Here is a 15,999-nt window from a genome sequence, read left to right as displayed (position 1 = left end):
CGAAGGGTGGCCCTTGTCGTGGGCGAGTTACGACAGGACTCGCCGAGCACCTACATATGAGGTTGTACGGGGACCATCACGTGAGGGTGTACACCGATAGGTGCGGGAACTCACGCACCAGTTCCGGGTGGCACCTACGCAAATACAACCCCGCGAACGTGAGACCGTCGTCGGCGAGCCAGTGCCGACTCTCCCGCGGCCACGTCGCGGCCTCGGCGCGCGCATCGGCAACGGTCGTCACACCGGTGTCGCTCTGCCGCAGGAGCACCGAGCCGTCGACCCAGTCGATAGATGATGCGCGAGCATCGAGAGGACCATGGGCAGCGATGATCTCGAGGTCAGCGTCGATCTCGAACGCCTCGTGCTGAACCCGCCCCCGAAACGCACTGTCCAACAGCGTGTCCTGCGTCAACGACGCCACCAACCACGGGCCATCACGACCCTCGGCCTGCACCAGAAGCGCCGACACGGCACCCACCACACCGACGTGTCGGCGCATCACAGGCGCAGTGACGATAGCCAGACCGTCGTCGACGAGCACAACCGGCGCATTGTCGAGACCGAGGCACTCCGCCGAAGTGGTAGGCACCCCGAAGTATTCGTCGTACTGCCCGGACAACAACTCGTCGAGCAAACGACCTGTCGCGCGGCGCGCCACTGCCCACCGATCCTGCCGGTCGATCGCATCGACGAGTTGACCGACAAGAGCGATGAAGCCTCCCCGGCCGGTACCGGAGCCGAGACGGTTTGCCGTCACTGCACGATCACTGAGTACGACGCCGGCCTCATTCCGGGTCATCGCCCGCATCGACCGAGGCATGGTCACCAACGACAGTGCCCTCAGCCCCGACGGTCCCAGCACCCTCGGGTGAGCGTACGAACCACCCGCTGGAGTCACCGGCAGCCATCGGTGCCACAACGCCCGCCCAACCCACACACCTTGCGGCGGTGAGTATGTCGCGTTCGGTGCCTGGTCGTTCGGCCGGGAAGTCGCGCCACGTCGCGACGAATGTCTGCACGGATTCGAGCACGGTGATCTCGGGACCGCTGTTCGGGTGCGCCATCGGTGCGGCGGGGACATCACTCCACAGGTGAGCCCCAATCGCCGGGTGGACGAACCCGTCCGCGATGCGCGCCGACAACATCCGGCTGTGCGCACGCGCCCCCGCCGCGCATACGCCGTCTCCACGATCAGCACCGAGACCGAAGAACAACTCCTCGGCAAGTCGATACTGTTCCTCGTTGATGCGAGACCCGTCCGCGACGCGCTTGTCACCGGATCTGAACCTTGTGAATCGGGAAAGCACCCCCGCCACCACAGCCGCGGTATCGGGTGGGATCAGCGGCGGCACCAACGCAAGATCACCGTGGACAGCCGACAGATAGCCCATACACGCGATAGGGAATCTACTCCAGTCGCTCTCCCCCACCGCTACCGCCGACGCGGTGAAGACAAAGTCGTCGAACAGATCTCGATGGAACGGCGGTAATCGCCGCATCGAATCTGCACCGGCCACTGACCCGCCGTCGTACACGAATTGTTCGAGGGTTCGACCCTCGACTTCCTGCAACCACATATGAAAGCCCGCGCACTAGGGAAACCGCCGAACGAAGCCGACGGGCGCGAGATCACCAGACACCAGTAAACACGCCCGGACTTCCGAGCACAACGAAAAGCAATGCATGTGCAGCCTCGACGAACGAAACGTCATGTACTAAGGGCGCACCAGGACAGCGTTATTGGCGCCGGTTTCACCGGACACCAACCAAGCCTTGATCACACTTCCGGCCGCGACAGCACGCTGGTCGGCCAGGAACCACGACTCTGAAAGTACTGCGTCGCTTCGGGTTCCTCCGTGTACTCCAACAGGTTCCCCACTTTCTGAGCCAACACCTCTCGCACTTGGCCGGGTTCGGCGAAGAAGAATTCTCGCCTGAGGTTTGCGTGGTTCAGTCTACGAGTCGTGAAAGCAGCGTGGAGCGCTCCCTCCAGGGCAACGGCATCGTCGGAGAAGTACAACGCGTGCACATCGAATGGAAACGGTACCGAGGCGCTCCCCAACTCGCGGACCCGGTCCATCGGTTCGAGCCGCCGCGTCATACCGATCTTGACCACATCCGGTCCGAATGCACCGCGGTTGCTGATCACGTAAACATAGCCAGCGCGAATGTTGGCACGACGATAGTCGTTCTGTGCGATGGCCTGGTCGAGTTCGCCCAACTTGTCTCGAATACGCTGAGACTCCGCATCGGTGCGGCCGGCGAGGGAGTCGAGCACGTTCTGATAGTGCGCTCGTTCCTTGTCGAGCTTTTCCCGCTGCGCCGCCAGTTCCTGCTCGACCTTGCGTTCCTCTCGGAGACGCTCGCGCTCTTCACGTTGAGCGAGTTTTTCTTCCTGTACTTTCATCATGTAGTCGGCTGTGAGCTCGAGTTCTTCTACCCGAAGCCTGTGATAGGTCTCGGCGACATGCATCTGCATCATGTCTCCGAGCTTGGCGATCGTCGCGGCAGCCTTCTCCAGACGGTTCACGGCCGTCGCGAGGTTTCCCGCCCGGATGGTACGAACACAAATGTCGGCCTCGGCGTTGTAGGCGCGCAGCATGAGCTTCGACAGATCCGAAGTCATCTTGCGGCCTTTGACGAGAGAGTTGTTGAAGCTGAACATGTCCGACGCGACTATGGCCCCTCCGCCGACGACCGCAGCCTTGATCTCGTCACGAACCGTGGCCAATCGTTCACGGAATTGCTCGGCGTTCTCCAGGGGGTGCTGGTAGGTGTAGATGCCCACCTCCTGCAACACGATCCGGTCGTCGGTCTCCACCACGCCAGTAGGCGCGGGCCCCGAAGCTGGCTCTGGTGAGGAGCCCCATCGCGCAGCGTGCAATCGCGCCTCGTCGCGTTCTTGCTCGACCACTTTGAGCCGATCCAACAGATCGTTGAGCTCGCGCTCTTTGGCTACCAGAGTGGTTCGAAGAGCCCGGATAGTGTCGTCTGGGCCTGTCATCGCGTCCTAGACGTGTGATCACAGACAGGGTCTTTCTGATAGGTACTCACCCGCGAACTCCCCGTGTGTTGCCCACGGGTATCAGGTCATGTGGATTCTTCGATACACCGGCATTCAAGTGCTTGAGCGTAGCGGCCGCCTGAACGCCCGATAGATTGAGCCGCTCGAAGACAGTTCGGTCTGTCGCCAGTTCAACCAGTGTGATTCGAGTGGGGTGGCCAGTGGCGGGGTCCACGGTGTCGACCCCGACTGTCATCGACAACGTGCTGACCACACCGTCACGGTCCGCCTCGAAAATTTCGTGTGCGGTGCGGACTGCGACCTCGGCCACTGCGGTGGCATATCGATCCTTGCGCGCCTTCAGCGGTAGTGGCGTGCTGGTGATCGTGTCACTTGCTTTGGTGTACTTGAACGACTTCTCGGTCGGTAGATCCGAGGGAATGGGTACTGAAACGGTCAGTTCGAGTTCTCGATCCTGGCCGTGAAAAAAGAAGTCATGTTGGACCTCGAAACATTCCGGGTACACCGAATTCCCGAGCACGATGGAAACATACTCTTCGAGCGCATTCGGTTCACCCTCCTGCAGCCCTACCATCAGCCGTTCCAACTGGACATTCGCCTGCATCACCTGTTTGCGGCGTTCAGCACACTCCGCCTCGTACTCGGACTGAGCGACAGAAAGGGCCCGTAGCCGGTTCGCTTCGGTGACACCGTGTGCGCGCTCGTTGGCCTCCTGGGCGTGATTGCGTTGAGCGACAGCATGTTCCCATCCCTGTCGCTGCTGCCAGTACATCGCCTGCGCTTGCTCCACAGCTGCTACATGGCGTTTTCGTCCCCCCAATAGGGAGCCGAGACCCTCGGGTGCAGCTGGTTCGACGTAGACCGGCTCCGGTGGGAGCAGTAGGGGTGGAGGCGGAAGTGTCGGTGTAGTCAGATCCGGTCGATCGAACGGCGGATGCTCGATCTTCTGTCGTAAAGCGTTCAGGTCGACGTAATCGTCCACGTCCAGTGTGGCCGCCAGGATGCCGTCGATCGCCTCGTACTTCTCTGCCAAGGTGGCGTTGCGCGCCTCGACCTCTGCCAGTTGCGCCTCCACGTGCAAGCGGGCGCGTTCTTTGACCGCGGCTGCCGAAGCTTGATTCGCCGCGCGGTCGGCGGAGGCGCACGCGCGCTCCCAATCGCGCCTCGCCTTTTCCGACAACCGCACCGCTCGAGCAGTCGCCTGAGCGTGGGCCCGTGCTTGCTGGCGGTCACGTTGTTCGCGTAGCCGGTTCTGGTGCTGCATCTCCGCGAAAAAACCTCGACGCTTCGCCACCCGTGACACCTCTGTTCTGATCGTTGCGAGTTCCTGCACTGTAGCGACCCATCCAGACAAATCCGGTGCCCTTCGACTTCGGCCAGCGGCCCCTTCATCTACTCGAATGACACTTCCGGATGACGTTGCCGCGCCGCGACAGATCGAGTCACCGGCGCAGCCTTTTGCCAGATCGGACTAATGCCGCACGCGTCCAGTTCGTGATGACTTGTGACATTCTGTGACACCGAGCCATGACACTCGAGGCAATACCCACTCCTGCGAAAGCGCTCTGAGCAGCACAAACTCGGCCGAACGCACGATTTCTGTGACAACGAGCAGAATCCGCTGCTCCTCGGGGTCCGTACACATCCGCTAGCGTCCACCCAGTACATCGACACTCTCGAAATACGTTGTGCTGCAATCGAGAACGGATCCACATGGACTCTGGTGCCCCCAGTCGGACTCGAACCGACACTGTGCGGATTTTAAGTCCGCTGCCTCTGCCAATTGGGCTATAGGGGCCACCGCTGAACTCTCGCTCCAGCGGTGACGATCATATCGGGCTGCTATTGGGCCGGGATGACCGGCGGCACGAAGTCGAAGGTCATACCGAGGAGCCACACGAGCAGCAGGACCACAGGGAAGTGGAAGATGAACTGCAGGAACGTGAATCCGATCAGATCTCGCGCTCGCAGGCCCAGGACGGCCAACAGCGGCAGCATGAAGAACGGGTTGATCAGATTCGGCAACGCCTCGGCGACGTTGTAGATCTGGACGGTCCAACCGAGGTTCATCTGCACATCCGTCGCCGACTGCATCACGTACGGCGCTTCGACCAGCCACTTGCCGCCACCCGAGGGGACGAAGAGCCCGAGTACGACGGTATAGATCGCGATGACCACCGCGAAACCTCCACCGGACCCGATCTCGGTGAAGAAGGTAGCCAGATGCTCGGAGATCGTGACGCTTCCCCGGCCCTCCGCCTTGGTCAACATGGCGGCCATCGCGGCGTACAGCGGGAACTGCACCAGGATGCCTGCGGTCGCAGGGACAGCCTTGCTCACCGAATCGAGGAAGCGGCGCGGGGTGCCGTGCAGCACGAGCCCGAGCATCAGGAACACCAAGAGATAGCCGTTGAGACTGCTGACCACCGACAGCACCGGCAGCGTCAACAGTTGGGAGACAAGCCATCCCAGGGTCATTGCGCCGACGAAGAGGGGAAGAATGCGACTGTACTCGAGCCACTCACCCGGCCTGCTGCGCGGAGCAGGCTCGGCGACGGTGTCGTCGAGATCGACCTTCATGTCTGCGGCAGTCTTGATCGCGGCACCCTTGGGGGCGGACACGTGCGCGATGACGACCGTCAGAACGATGATGATCACGCACATCAGCAACGACTGCCACGTGAAGATGGTGGTTCCGAAGTCGAGTACACCGGTGACCGAAAGCAGCGTCGCCGGAAGCGAACTTGCCGTCGCCTGCAACTGCGCGGCCGAGGACGACATTCCCAGCGCCCACACGGCCCCGAGTCCCATGAACGCCGCAGCCCCCAGTGCTCGGTAGTCCGTCCTCAGGTCGTCCCGCCGCGCGATGGCTCGGGCGAGCAGACCGGCGAACACCAAGCTCAGACCCCAGTTCAGGAACGACACCGAGCAGGACAGCAGTGCCACGAAACTGACTGCGCTGCTTGAACTCTTGGGCACCTGCGCCAACCGTGTGATCAATCTGGCGACCGGTGGAGAGGTGGCCACGACGTAGCCGGTGAGAACGACCATCGCCATCTGCAGGGTGAAGGCGGTCAGGTCCCAGAAGCCGTTTCCGAACGCGTCGACCACATTCTGCGGAGACGACCCGTTCGCGAACGCAGCGACAGCCACGACCACCACACCGACCAGAGCGAAGATGTACGCGTCGGGAAACCACTTCTCGGTCCCCTTGGCGAGCGCTTGCGCTACGCGGGCCAGCCCTTTCTCGGCCGGTGCCTGGTCGGCCGCAGCCTGTTCGGCGGGTGACGTCATCGGTGGTCCTCACCTCGAAGGGAGCCGTGACGTGGGCCACAGCACCTGTAAGGCTTCACCGAATGACGCAGCGATGCAACCGACATCGCCGCAGACCGCCTCTGCAGAAATGCAGATCAGATCTTGATGGACATCGCGATGCCGTCGAGAATGTCGTGCTCACTGACCGTCAACGAGCTCACGGCACCGCGTCGCTCGAACTCCTCGGCCAATACGCTGCACACAATTGCACCGCCGCCGATGACGTCGACCCGTCCGGGGTGCATGGGGCCCAACGCGCTTCGCTGCGTATGCGTCATGCCGATCAGTCGCTCGCACACCTCGAAGAGCTGATCGAACGGCACTCGCGAAAGATGCACGGCGTCCGCGTCGTACTCGGGTAGTTCCTTGGCGATGGCCGCGATGGTGGTCATCGTGCCGGCCACCCCCACCCAGCTCGACGCGTCACCGATCGACACTTCCTCGAACGCCTCCGCCAACTTCTCGCGGGCGTACTCACGCGCACCGTTGATCTCGTCGACAGTGGGTGGGTCACTGTGCAGGAACCGTTCGGTGAGGCGTACGCAGCCGATGTTGGCCGAGAACGCGGACTTGACGCCCTTGGCGTCGCCCAGCACGAGCTCGGTGGAACCACCACCCAGATCGACCACCAGGAAAGGCCCTGCGGCAGAGTCGAGTTCACCGACTGCACCGGCGAACGACAGTCGTGCTTCCTCGTCGCCGGTGATCACTTCGGCCTCGGCACCGGAGATGACCTTGCCGAGCACCTCACGCACCATCGAGAAGAAGTCCTCTCGATTGGACGCATCCCGAGTGGCCGAGGTGGCGACCATCCGCACTGCTGTGGCCCCGGTCTTGCGAATGATCTCCGCGTACTCGACCAATGCCACGCGGGTGCGCTCGATCGCTTCGGGCACGAATGCTCCGGTAGCGTCGACGCCTTGCCCGAGCCGTACCACTCGCATCTCGCGAGCGACGTCGGCGAGCGACTTACCGTTGTTGTCTGCGACGAGCAGGCGGATCGAGTTGGTGCCGCAATCGATTGCTGCAACCCTGGTCATTGCTTCTCCGCACGTAGTTCTTCGATGGTCGGCCAATCGGCCGGAATTGCCTTGCCGCGCAACGAGTTCTCCGCTGCCAACGCAACCGACTCGTCACCCAGCGGGTTGACGCCCGGACCCTTGGCCAACGAATGCGCGATGAGCACGTGCAGGCACTTGACGCGATCGGGCATACCGCCGCCGGTGAAATCCGTTCCGAGAGATTCGATCTCGTCACGCTCTGCCAGATACGACTGATGTGCGCGCAAGTATGCCGCGGCCAGTTCGGGATCGGTACCGAGACGCTCGGTCATCTCCCGCATCACCCCGGCCGATTCCTGTCGACTGGCCTCGGCCGTCAGCCGCGGATCCGTCAGATAGAACAGAGTGGGAAAAGGCGTGCCGTCGGGCAGCTTCGGGGCGGTTTTCACCACACCCGGCCTGCCGTCCGGAGATCGGTATGCGATCTCGAGTACGCCACGCGGTTCACGTCCGAGCTGCGCTGCGACCGCATCGAGATCTTCCTGCGAGACTGCCGAGGAATTCACCCGACCGGTCCTCCTTCTGGTTCTGGCACCGCCGGCGCGGCCGGTGCGGGTTCTGGCTGTACGAGTGGCATGGGTGCGGACGTCGGCTCCGGGGGTTCGTTCGATCCCTGCGGCTGGACGGCGGTGTTCCACAGTTCGGTGAACCACGGTCCCGTCGGCGTGTTGTCCACGGCGAGGTCCGCGGAGCTCGGCGAGTAATCGCCGGGCAACTGCACCTGATACGGCGTCTCCCCCGGCATGACGAAACGCAGCCGTTCGCGAGCGTCGGCCGCAATGCGCGACGGCTCGTCGAGCTGCGACTTCTGGGTCTGGAGCGCGTCCACCTCGTCCTGCAGGGTCTGACGCTCGGCCAAGACGGACTCGAGCTCACTGCGTTGCGAGAAATACGTACGCAGCGGCACGGCCAGCGTCAACGCCAGCGCGCACACCACGACACCGAGGATGACGGCTCGGCCGGTGGACAGTCCGAAGAACGTCCGCTCGGGCATCTTGGGTCGACGAACACCGACGCGCCGGGGCGCGGCCTTGCCGCCGACCACGGCGTCGCGCGCCTGATCCGAGGGTTCCGGTGGGGTGGCCTGCCGGCCGGAGGCATTCTCCTCGCGAGAGACGCCCCCGGCCTTGGACCGACTCGATGTGGAGGACCGGCCGCGGGGTCGGGGATCACGTCCACCTGGACTGGTCCCGGACCTGCCGCGCCGTGCCATCATTCACTCTCCACTTCGTGCCATACGTGCCTGTTCGCTATCCCTCGTAATTGAACCGGGGGAAAGACAACTCGCCGGCGTAACGCGCCGCGTCGCCCAGAGCTTCTTCTATACGCAGCAACTGGTTGTACTTGGCCACGCGCTCGCTTCGAGCCGGAGCACCGGTCTTGATCTGGCCGCTGCCGACAGCAACTGCCAGGTCAGCGATGGTGGTGTCCTCGGTCTCACCCGACCGGTGGCTCATCATCGTCTTGTAGCCGTTGCGGTGCGCGAGATCGACGGCGTCGAGGGTCTCGGTGAGCGTGCCGATCTGGTTGACCTTGACCAGCAGCGCGTTGGCCGCACCCTTGACGATGCCGTCTTCGAGACGCTCGGGGTTGGTGACGAACAGATCGTCGCCGACGAGCTGAACCTTGTCGCCGATCGACTCGGTGAGGGCAACCCAGCCGTCCCAGTCGTTCTCGTCGAGCGGATCCTCGATGGAGACCAGCGGGTAGGCGTCGACGAGCTCACCGTAGAAGGCCGACATCTGCTCGGCGGACTTGGTCTCGCGCTCGAAGGCGTAGCCGGTGCCCGCGGTGTAGAACTCGGTGGCCGCAACGTCGAGCGCGAGGGCGACGTCCTGTCCGGGCTTGAGGCCGGTCTTGCCGATGGCCTCGAGGATCAGGTCGAGGGCAGCCTTGGTGCCGGCGAGGTCGGGAGCGAAGCCACCCTCGTCACCGAGGCCGGTGGACAGACCCTTGGCCTTGAGTACGGACTTGAGGGCGTGGTAGACCTCGGCACCCCAGCGCAGCGATTCCTTGAACGTGGGTGCACCGATCGGCGCGATCATGAATTCCTGCACGTCGACGCCACTGTCTGCGTGTGCGCCACCGTTGATGATGTTCATCATCGGGACCGGCAGGATGTGGGCGTTCGGGCCGCCGAGGTAGCGGAAGAGCTCGAGGCCGGTGGACTCGGCCGCGGCCTTGGCGACGGCGAGCGAAACACCCAGCAGGGAGTTCGCGCCGAGGCGAGACTTGTCGGGCGTGCCGTCCAGATCGAGCAGAGCCTGGTCGACGGTGCGCTGCTCGATGGCGTCGAGGCCGATGACCGCCGGTGCGATCTCGTCGAGGACCGCGTTGACTGCCTTCTCGACGCCCTTGCCGCCGTAGCGGTCTCCGCCGTCACGAAGCTCGACGGCCTCGTGCTCACCGGTGGATGCGCCGGAGGGAACGGCTGCACGGGTCAACGTCCCGTCGTCCAATGCGACCTCGACCTCAACCGTGGGGTTGCCACGGGAATCGAGGATCTCGCGAGCTCCGACCTGCTCAATGATGGCCACGAATGCTTCTCCTAGTAACGGGGACCGGCGGACTGTGCCGGGTGCAAGACTAGCCGCTTCCCGGTGCCTCCCGCGATGCACGGAGATCTACGGCCTGGTGCCCACCGAGTACGCGGCCGCTCGATCGCGCACGTCCCGCAGATACTGACCCGACAGGTTGTACGCCATCAGCGCGCTCTCCCAGCCCTGCGCCGTCCGCAGATCACCGCCGCGGGCGCAGAGGTAACGCGCCGCCGTCAGCGCGGCGTCGTCGATGTTGTCCGGATCGGCGACGCCGTCACCGTTGGCATCGACGCCCCACTTCTTCCAGGTCTCGGGAATGAACTGCATGGGGCCCATGGCCCGATCGAACTCGGTGTCGCCGTCCATGACGCCACCGTCGGTGTCCGGAATCTCGGCGACGCCCGGTCCGCCGTCGAGCGGGATTCCGCGAATCGGCGGTGCGACGAGACCGTCGGGTGCCACCGACGAGCCCTGGTACGTGCCGTGGCGACTCTCGATGTAGCCGATGCCGGCGAGTGTCGTCCACGCGATTCCGCAGTCGGCGTCCGTCTCGGTCATGATCGCCGCAGCGTGCCCGTACGACGCCAGGGCGGTCACCGAGATGCCCAACGCGTCGGTCTGGGGTTCGGCCCACGCGAGCAACAAGTCGGCCGTGCGTCCGGGCGCGTTGAAGTCGATGGCCGGTACTTCCGTGCCGGGTCCGGGCGGGATGCCCTCGGGAATCTCGCGTTTCGGTTCGCCGGTGCCGCACGCCGTCAATGCAAGAAGGAGCGACGCTGTGGCGAGCACGCAGATACGGGAGATCACCACTCCATCCTGCACACGCAAGGTAATAGAAAGCTAAAGGCCGAGATAACCCCTGGTCAACGCGTGTTCGGGTTGGGTTGCAGGGTGTATGTTCTGGGCAGCCTTCATTCATGAGGGTCGCCTACCCTTTGAGAGGGAAGGCGTACCAATGTTCGACGCATCACAGGAGCATCACCCGTGTCCACAGTCGTTCTCGCCGCCGGTTCAGCGCCGTCGATCGCCACCCAGATGTTCGGTAGTGGCTTGATCGGCCTGCGCGAAGGGCTCGAGACCGGCATCGTCGTGATGATCCTCGTCGCGTTCCTCGTCAAAGCCGAACGACGCGACGCGCTCAAGTGGGTCTGGCTCGGAGTCGGCCTGGCCGTCGCCATGGTCGCCGCCATCTTCTTCGTGATCCACTACGGCACCTCCACCGTCACCGGACTGACCGCCGAAATAATCGCCGGAGCCGCCTCGCTCGTGGCCGTCGTCATCGTGACCGCGATGGTGCTGTGGATGCGCACCGCCGCCAAGAACATCTCCGGCGAACTGCGGGCGAACATGGAGAAAGCACTCACCGTCGGCCCCGCCGCAGTACTCACGCTGTCCTTCTTCGCCGTCGGGCGCGAAGGCGTCGAAACCGCATTGCTCATGGTCGGCTATGCCGAGAACACCAACGGCAGCCTGTGGCCACTGCTCGGACTCCTGCTCGGCATCGTTGTCGCCGCCGTGCTGACGGTGTTCCTGTACTTCGGTGCCGTCCGCATCAACTTCGCCGTGTTCTTCAAGTACACCGGCATCTTCCTGATCGTGGTCGCCGCCGGAATCCTCGCCTACGGCATCCGCGCGCTGCAGATCGGCGGCATTTTGCCCGGCGGCAGCGCAGTCGCCTTCGACATCAGCGCTCACTTCGACGCCTCGAGCTGGTACGGCACCGTGCTCGGCGGCATCTTCAACTTCCGTCCCGAGCCCACTGTTTTCCAGGCGATCGCGTGGGTGCTCTACATCGTGATCGTGTTGTTCCTCTTCCTCCGCCCGGTCCGCGTTCCCGCGGCTCCCGAGCCTGTACTTCAGAACTCCTGAAAGGCACCACCACCATGCGTCGTTCCACCTTCGCCCTGGCCGCAGTCGCGGTTCTGCCGATGGCATTGGCCGGATGCACCGAAAAGTCCTCCACCGAGGCCGCATCGGGCGATATCGCCGTCACCGCGACGGACTCCTCCTGCGATGTGAGCGCATCCGAGGGCACCACCGGCAACTCGACCTTCCAGATCACCAACAACGGCAGCAAGGTCACCGAGTTCTACGTCTACGGCGAGGGTGACCGCGTCATGGGTGAGGTGGAGAACATCGGACCCGGCCTGACGCGTCAGCTCATCGTCGCCCTTCCCGACCCGGGCACGTACCAAACCGCCTGCAAGGCAGGCATGGTGGGCGACGGCGTGCGCGCGGACTTCGTGGTGACCGGCGAGTCGGTCCGCTCGGCGGGCGAGGACGGGCTGCTCGCCGAGGCCGCGGCGGGCTACAAGCGCTACGTCGTCAGCCAGATCGACGCACTGCAGGACACCACCACCTCGTTCGTCACCGCCGTCAAGAGCGGAGATGTGGCCGCGGCCAAGGCGCAGTTCCCCATTGCGCGTAGCTATTACGAGCGCATCGAGCCCGTCGCCGAGAGCTTCCCCGACGATCTCGACCCGCGTATCGACCTGCGTGAGCCCGACGTGGAGCCCGGAGCCGAATGGACCGGCTTCCACCGCATCGAAAAGGATCTGTGGACGCAGGGCCTGCAGCCCGACACGAACGCGATGGCCGATCAGCTCGAGGCCGACATCACCGAGCTCGCCGACAAGATCAAGGCCGACGACTTCACCATCGACCCCATCCAGGTGGCAGGCGGCGCGCAGGGATTGCTCGACGAGGTCGCCAAGACCAAGATCAGCGGTGAAGAGGACTTCTTCTCGCACACCGACCTGTGGGACTTCCAGGCCAACGTCGACGGCTCGCAGGCCGCCATCGCCGCCGTTCGTCCGATCCTCGACGAGCGCAACGCCGAACTGGGCACTGCCATCGACGCGCGCTTCGCCGAACTCGATGCCGAACTCGCCAAGTACCGCAGCGGCGACGGTTTCGTCTTCTACGACACCGTGACCGAACCGCAGCGTCAGGAACTGTCCAACAAGATCGACGCATTGTCCGCCGAAGTGAGCCAGGTGCAGGGTGTCGTTGCCGGACAATAAGACTGGGCAATTCTCCCGACGGCGCCTCTTCGGTGCCGTCGGGACCGGTGCTGCGCTCGTCGGAGTCGGCGCAATCGCCGGACATGCGACGGCCTCCGGAGCCGAGGTGCCCGCGTCGGATGTCGTCGAGTTTCGTGGAGACCACCAGGCCGGAATCGTCACCCCGGCGCAGGATCGCATGCACTTCGTCGCGTTCGACATCACCACCGACTCCCGCGACGACTTCGTTGCGCTGCTGAAGAAGTGGACCCTGATGGCCGAACGCCTCACCAAGGGCGAGGAAACCTTCGACGGCGGTGCTGTCGACGGTGGCCAGTACAACCCTCCCGCGGATACAGGCGAGGCCCTCGGCCTGAACGCGTCATCGCTGACGTTGACGATCGGATTCGGGCCTTCTCTGTTCGACCGATTCGACCTGGCCTCGAAAAGACCTGCGTCACTTGCCGATCTGCAACATTTTCCGGCCGACAATCTCGACCCCCGCCGCTCCGGCGGTGACCTGTGCATCCAGGCCTGCGCCGACGACCCGCAGGTGGCCGTCCACGCAATCCGCAACCTCGCCCGCGTCGGCTTCGGCACGGTGTCGGTGAAGTGGTCGCAACTCGGCTTCGGGCGAACCTCTTCCACCTCGACCACCCAGGCAACGCCGCGAAACCTGTTCGGCTTCAAGGACGGAACCGCCAACCTCAAGGCCGAGGACCCGACGCTGCTCGACGAGAACGTGTGGGTTGCCCCCGAGGACGATCAGGAATGGATGGCAGGCGGCTCCTACCTCGTGGCCCGACGCATCCGCATGCTCATCGAATCCTGGGACCGCACCACGCTCAAGGAACAAGAACGAGTGATCGGGCGCAGCAAAGGAACCGGTGCGCCGCTGGGTCAGAAGGACGAATTCGACGCACTCGACTTCGAATCCCAAGGGCCCGAGGGCACCTTCATCGACAAGACCGCCCACGTGCGCCTGGCGTCCAAGGAAAACCTCGGCGGCGTCCAGCTCCTGCGTCGGGGATACAACTTCACCGACGGTTCCGACGGCTTCGGCCACCTCGACGCCGGACTGTTCTTCATCGCCTACTGCCGCGACCCACTGACCCAATTCGTCCCGATGCAACTGGCCCTCTCCCGCAAGGACGCATTGAACGAATACATCCAACACATGGGATCGGCGGTATTCGCCTGCCCTCCCGGCGTCGGAGAATCGGACTACTGGGGTTCGACGCTGTTCGAGTAGACCGGTCCCCGCGTCGGCGTCAATGGACCCTTGCATGCGTCTGGCCGCTGCAATGGTCCATTCACGCACGACCCCGGCCTGCGTCGATGGCGCATTGCACACGTCTGACCGCTGCAAGGGTCCATTGACACAGGCGGGCGGTGAGTTAGTACGGTCGGCTCGGTCCATACGTCGTACATCATCATCATCATCGACTTCGGGAGCACACATGGGACAGCTGGTTCGGGTACAGAACTTCACCATCTCGAGCGACGGAATTGCTGCGGGGCCGGACCAAAGCTTCGAGAACCCGTTCGGTCTCGACCATCTGGCACTGATGAGGTGGTACTTCGCCACCGCCAGCTTTCCTGGAAACGCCGGTTCGGGCGGCAGTCGCGGACTCGACGATTACCTCGCCCGCGACTTCTCCAACAACATCGGTGCCGAGATCATGGGCCGGAACAAGTTCGGACCCCAACGCGGACCGTGGACCGACCACGAATGGCAGGGCTGGTGGGGTGACGAACCGCCGTTCCACACCCCCGTCTTCGTCCTCACCCACCACGCGCGACCATCGATCACACTGTCCGACACCACGTTCCACTTCGTCGATGGCGAGCCCGCCGAGGTATTGACACAGGCAAAGGAGGCCGCGGGCGGTAAGGACGTGCGACTCGGCGGTGGCGTCACCAGCATCCGAGAATTCCTCGACGCCGACCTCGTCGACACCCTGCACATCGCCGTCTCGCCCATCGAATTCGGCTCGGGCCTGAAGCTGTGGGACTCCCCCGACGAACTGAACGACAGATTCGAACACGAGGTGATCCCCAGCAGCAGCGGCGTCAACCACCATCTGTTCTGGCGCAGGTAGCAGGTCCGGATCGAGGTACGAGGGGTGGATGGGAACCCTCAGCCCCGCAGACCCCAGTGCTCGATCCAGTCGAGTGCAGACATCTCCCCGGGCGCGATGCCGGCGTTGCGGGCCGAGGCTTCGGCGTTGCGGATCAGGGATGCAAAATCCAATACCCGACGCCGAAGCAGGTCCTCGGCACTGTCTCCGCCGTGCGAGTGATCGACTCCGATGTTTACGACGCGAAGGCCGTCGGGAATCAGTTCGTCGGGCAGGCCTGCCTTGGTGGCGCGGCCGATCACCTTCTGTGCCAGTGCCAGTGACGGCTGAGACAGGGCGATTCCGTCGACGCAGGATCCGCGTGCCTTCTCCGAAGCCTTCTGCTCTTCCCAGGCTCGCTCCTGCTCGGCGATGTCGATGGGGCCGTTGCCCGTTCGACCGAGGTGCGGACTGCGGTGGGTGAGCTTGGCGACGAGTCCCGCAGCGACGTCGTCGACGTCGAATGCGTTCTCGGCAGCATCCTGAGCAATCCTGGAATGAAAGAGCACCTGCAGCAACAGGTCTCCAAGTTCTTCGCGCAGGTCCACCAAGTTGCCCGCTGCGATGGCGTCGAGCAGCTCGTACGTTTCTTCCAGCAGGTACCCGCGCAACGACTCGTGGGTCTGCTGCGCTTCCCAGCCGCCGAGTGTGCGCAGCCGATCCATCAATCGGACCGCCGCGATCAGGTCGTCACCGGGGAGCTTCTCGGCGGCGATGATGCGTTCGCCGAGCCCGATCCGTTCCTGAACGTCGGGGTTGGCCGGGTCGGTGCTCACCAGAACAGCGTCGACGGCGTCGGGCGCAGCGGTTCCGGAGAACAGCCACCGCACTCGCACCGGCACTTCTTCGGTGAATTGCACGGGCTCGCCCAGAAATTCGACGGCGTCCACCGGGACCTGCGTGGGACGGACCGGGTCGAGCAGAACTACCGTCACC

General features: G+C 63.9%; 15 protein-coding genes and 1 tRNA gene. 4 read left to right on the top strand and 12 right to left on the bottom strand.

Annotated features, from left to right (window positions below; translation table 11 throughout):
• Positions 1-76 precede the first annotated feature (76 nt).
• From CH276_RS08230 to CH276_RS08180, 11 genes are all read right to left on the bottom strand, one after another.
• The gene (locus tag CH276_RS08230) at positions 77-757 is read right to left on the bottom strand and encodes a hypothetical protein (protein ID WP_141214679.1); all 681 of its coding nucleotides are present in this window, start codon (positions 755-757) and stop codon (positions 77-79) included.
• A 28-nt stretch (positions 758-785) separates the two neighbouring features.
• Positions 786-1,499: a hypothetical protein gene (locus CH276_RS08225; protein ID WP_141214678.1), complete on the bottom strand. Its 714-nt coding sequence runs from the start codon at positions 1,497-1,499 to the stop codon at positions 786-788.
• A 278-nt stretch (positions 1,500-1,777) separates the two neighbouring features.
• Entirely contained in the window at positions 1,778-3,004 is a 1,227-nt protein-coding gene (locus tag CH276_RS08220; protein WP_037176239.1) for a DUF4041 domain-containing protein, read from the bottom strand.
• 46 nt (positions 3,005-3,050) lie between these two features.
• Positions 3,051-4,289: a hypothetical protein gene (locus CH276_RS28925; protein WP_254925917.1), complete on the bottom strand. Its 1,239-nt coding sequence runs from the start codon at positions 4,287-4,289 to the stop codon at positions 3,051-3,053.
• Positions 4,290-4,746: 457 nt separating this feature from the next.
• A tRNA-Leu gene (locus CH276_RS08210) sits at positions 4,747-4,823 on the bottom strand.
• Positions 4,824-4,867: 44 nt separating this feature from the next.
• Entirely contained in the window at positions 4,868-6,319 is a 1,452-nt protein-coding gene (locus tag CH276_RS08205; RefSeq protein ID WP_094631265.1) for a short-chain fatty acid transporter, read from the bottom strand.
• 116 nt (positions 6,320-6,435) lie between these two features.
• Positions 6,436-7,380 carry a Ppx/GppA phosphatase family protein gene (locus CH276_RS08200; RefSeq protein ID WP_094631264.1) on the bottom strand — a complete coding sequence of 315 codons (945 nt, stop codon included), beginning with the start codon at positions 7,378-7,380 and terminating at the stop codon, positions 6,436-6,438.
• Positions 7,377-7,907 carry a DUF501 domain-containing protein gene (locus CH276_RS08195; protein WP_032395686.1) on the bottom strand — a complete coding sequence of 177 codons (531 nt, stop codon included), beginning with the start codon at positions 7,905-7,907 and terminating at the stop codon, positions 7,377-7,379. The genes CH276_RS08200 and CH276_RS08195 overlap by 4 nt, the downstream gene beginning before the upstream one ends.
• The gene (locus tag CH276_RS08190; protein ID WP_230596801.1) at positions 7,904-8,617 is read right to left on the bottom strand and encodes an FtsB family cell division protein; all 714 of its coding nucleotides are present in this window, start codon (positions 8,615-8,617) and stop codon (positions 7,904-7,906) included. The genes CH276_RS08195 and CH276_RS08190 overlap by 4 nt, the downstream gene beginning before the upstream one ends.
• A 34-nt stretch (positions 8,618-8,651) precedes the next feature.
• Complete coding sequence (gene eno / locus CH276_RS08185; protein WP_008718800.1) at positions 8,652-9,938, bottom strand: phosphopyruvate hydratase; 1,287 nt, start codon at positions 9,936-9,938, stop codon at positions 8,652-8,654.
• A gap of 87 nt (positions 9,939-10,025) precedes the next feature.
• The gene (locus CH276_RS08180) at positions 10,026-10,736 is read right to left on the bottom strand and encodes a lytic transglycosylase domain-containing protein (RefSeq protein WP_373453938.1); all 711 of its coding nucleotides are present in this window, start codon (positions 10,734-10,736) and stop codon (positions 10,026-10,028) included.
• A 240-nt stretch (positions 10,737-10,976) separates the two neighbouring features.
• On the opposite strand from CH276_RS08180, the gene efeU reads away from it, so the two are divergent.
• From efeU to CH276_RS08160, 4 genes are all read left to right on the top strand, one after another.
• Entirely contained in the window at positions 10,977-11,810 is an 834-nt protein-coding gene (efeU, locus tag CH276_RS08175) for an iron uptake transporter permease EfeU (protein WP_045200201.1), read from the top strand.
• Between the two features lie 14 nt (positions 11,811-11,824).
• On the top strand, positions 11,825-12,964 hold the full coding sequence (gene efeO, locus CH276_RS08170) for an iron uptake system protein EfeO (protein ID WP_094631263.1): 1,140 nt from the start codon (positions 11,825-11,827) through the stop codon (positions 12,962-12,964).
• Positions 12,945-14,195, top strand: coding sequence for an iron uptake transporter deferrochelatase/peroxidase subunit (gene efeB / locus CH276_RS08165; RefSeq protein WP_094631262.1), 1,251 nt, complete (start codon positions 12,945-12,947; stop codon positions 14,193-14,195). The genes efeO and efeB overlap by 20 nt, the downstream gene beginning before the upstream one ends.
• A 208-nt stretch (positions 14,196-14,403) precedes the next feature.
• Positions 14,404-15,045: a dihydrofolate reductase family protein gene (locus CH276_RS08160; RefSeq protein ID WP_094631261.1), complete on the top strand. Its 642-nt coding sequence runs from the start codon at positions 14,404-14,406 to the stop codon at positions 15,043-15,045.
• 38 nt (positions 15,046-15,083) lie between these two features.
• Here CH276_RS08160 and CH276_RS08155 read toward each other — a convergent pair whose 3' ends face one another.
• Complete coding sequence (locus CH276_RS08155) at positions 15,084-15,998, bottom strand: MazG family protein (RefSeq protein ID WP_094631260.1); 915 nt, start codon at positions 15,996-15,998, stop codon at positions 15,084-15,086.
• Position 15,999 lies beyond the last annotated feature (1 nt).

Origin of the sequence: Rhodococcus sp. 06-470-2 (assembly GCF_002258235.1) — a bacterium.
Classification (GTDB): Bacteria; Actinomycetota; Actinomycetes; order Mycobacteriales; family Mycobacteriaceae; genus Rhodococcoides.
The sequence above is the reverse complement of the archived record's forward strand: the minus strand, read 5'-3'. Positions and strand labels throughout refer to the sequence as shown.

What these genes read in the sequence shown, in the direction of transcription:
- CH276_RS08200 (WP_094631264.1), bottom strand. Translation starts at nt 7,380, where the DNA reads ATGACCAGGGTTGCAGCAATCGATTGCGGCACCAACTCGATCCGCCTG.
- efeU (WP_045200201.1), top strand. Translation starts at nt 10,977, where the DNA reads ATGTTCGGTAGTGGCTTGATCGGCCTGCGCGAAGGGCTCGAGACCGGC.
- CH276_RS08205 (WP_094631265.1), bottom strand. Translation starts at nt 6,319, where the DNA reads ATGACGTCACCCGCCGAACAGGCTGCGGCCGACCAGGCACCGGCCGAG.
- CH276_RS08160 (WP_094631261.1), top strand. Translation starts at nt 14,404, where the DNA reads ATGGGACAGCTGGTTCGGGTACAGAACTTCACCATCTCGAGCGACGGA.
- efeO (WP_094631263.1), top strand. Translation starts at nt 11,825, where the DNA reads ATGCGTCGTTCCACCTTCGCCCTGGCCGCAGTCGCGGTTCTGCCGATG.
- CH276_RS08225 (WP_141214678.1), bottom strand. Translation starts at nt 1,499, where the DNA reads ATGCGGCGATTACCGCCGTTCCATCGAGATCTGTTCGACGACTTTGTC.
- CH276_RS08220 (WP_037176239.1), bottom strand. Translation starts at nt 3,004, where the DNA reads ATGACAGGCCCAGACGACACTATCCGGGCTCTTCGAACCACTCTGGTA.
- CH276_RS08190 (WP_230596801.1), bottom strand. Translation starts at nt 8,617, where the DNA reads ATGATGGCACGGCGCGGCAGGTCCGGGACCAGTCCAGGTGGACGTGAT.
- CH276_RS28925 (WP_254925917.1), bottom strand. Translation starts at nt 4,289, where the DNA reads ATGCAGCACCAGAACCGGCTACGCGAACAACGTGACCGCCAGCAAGCA.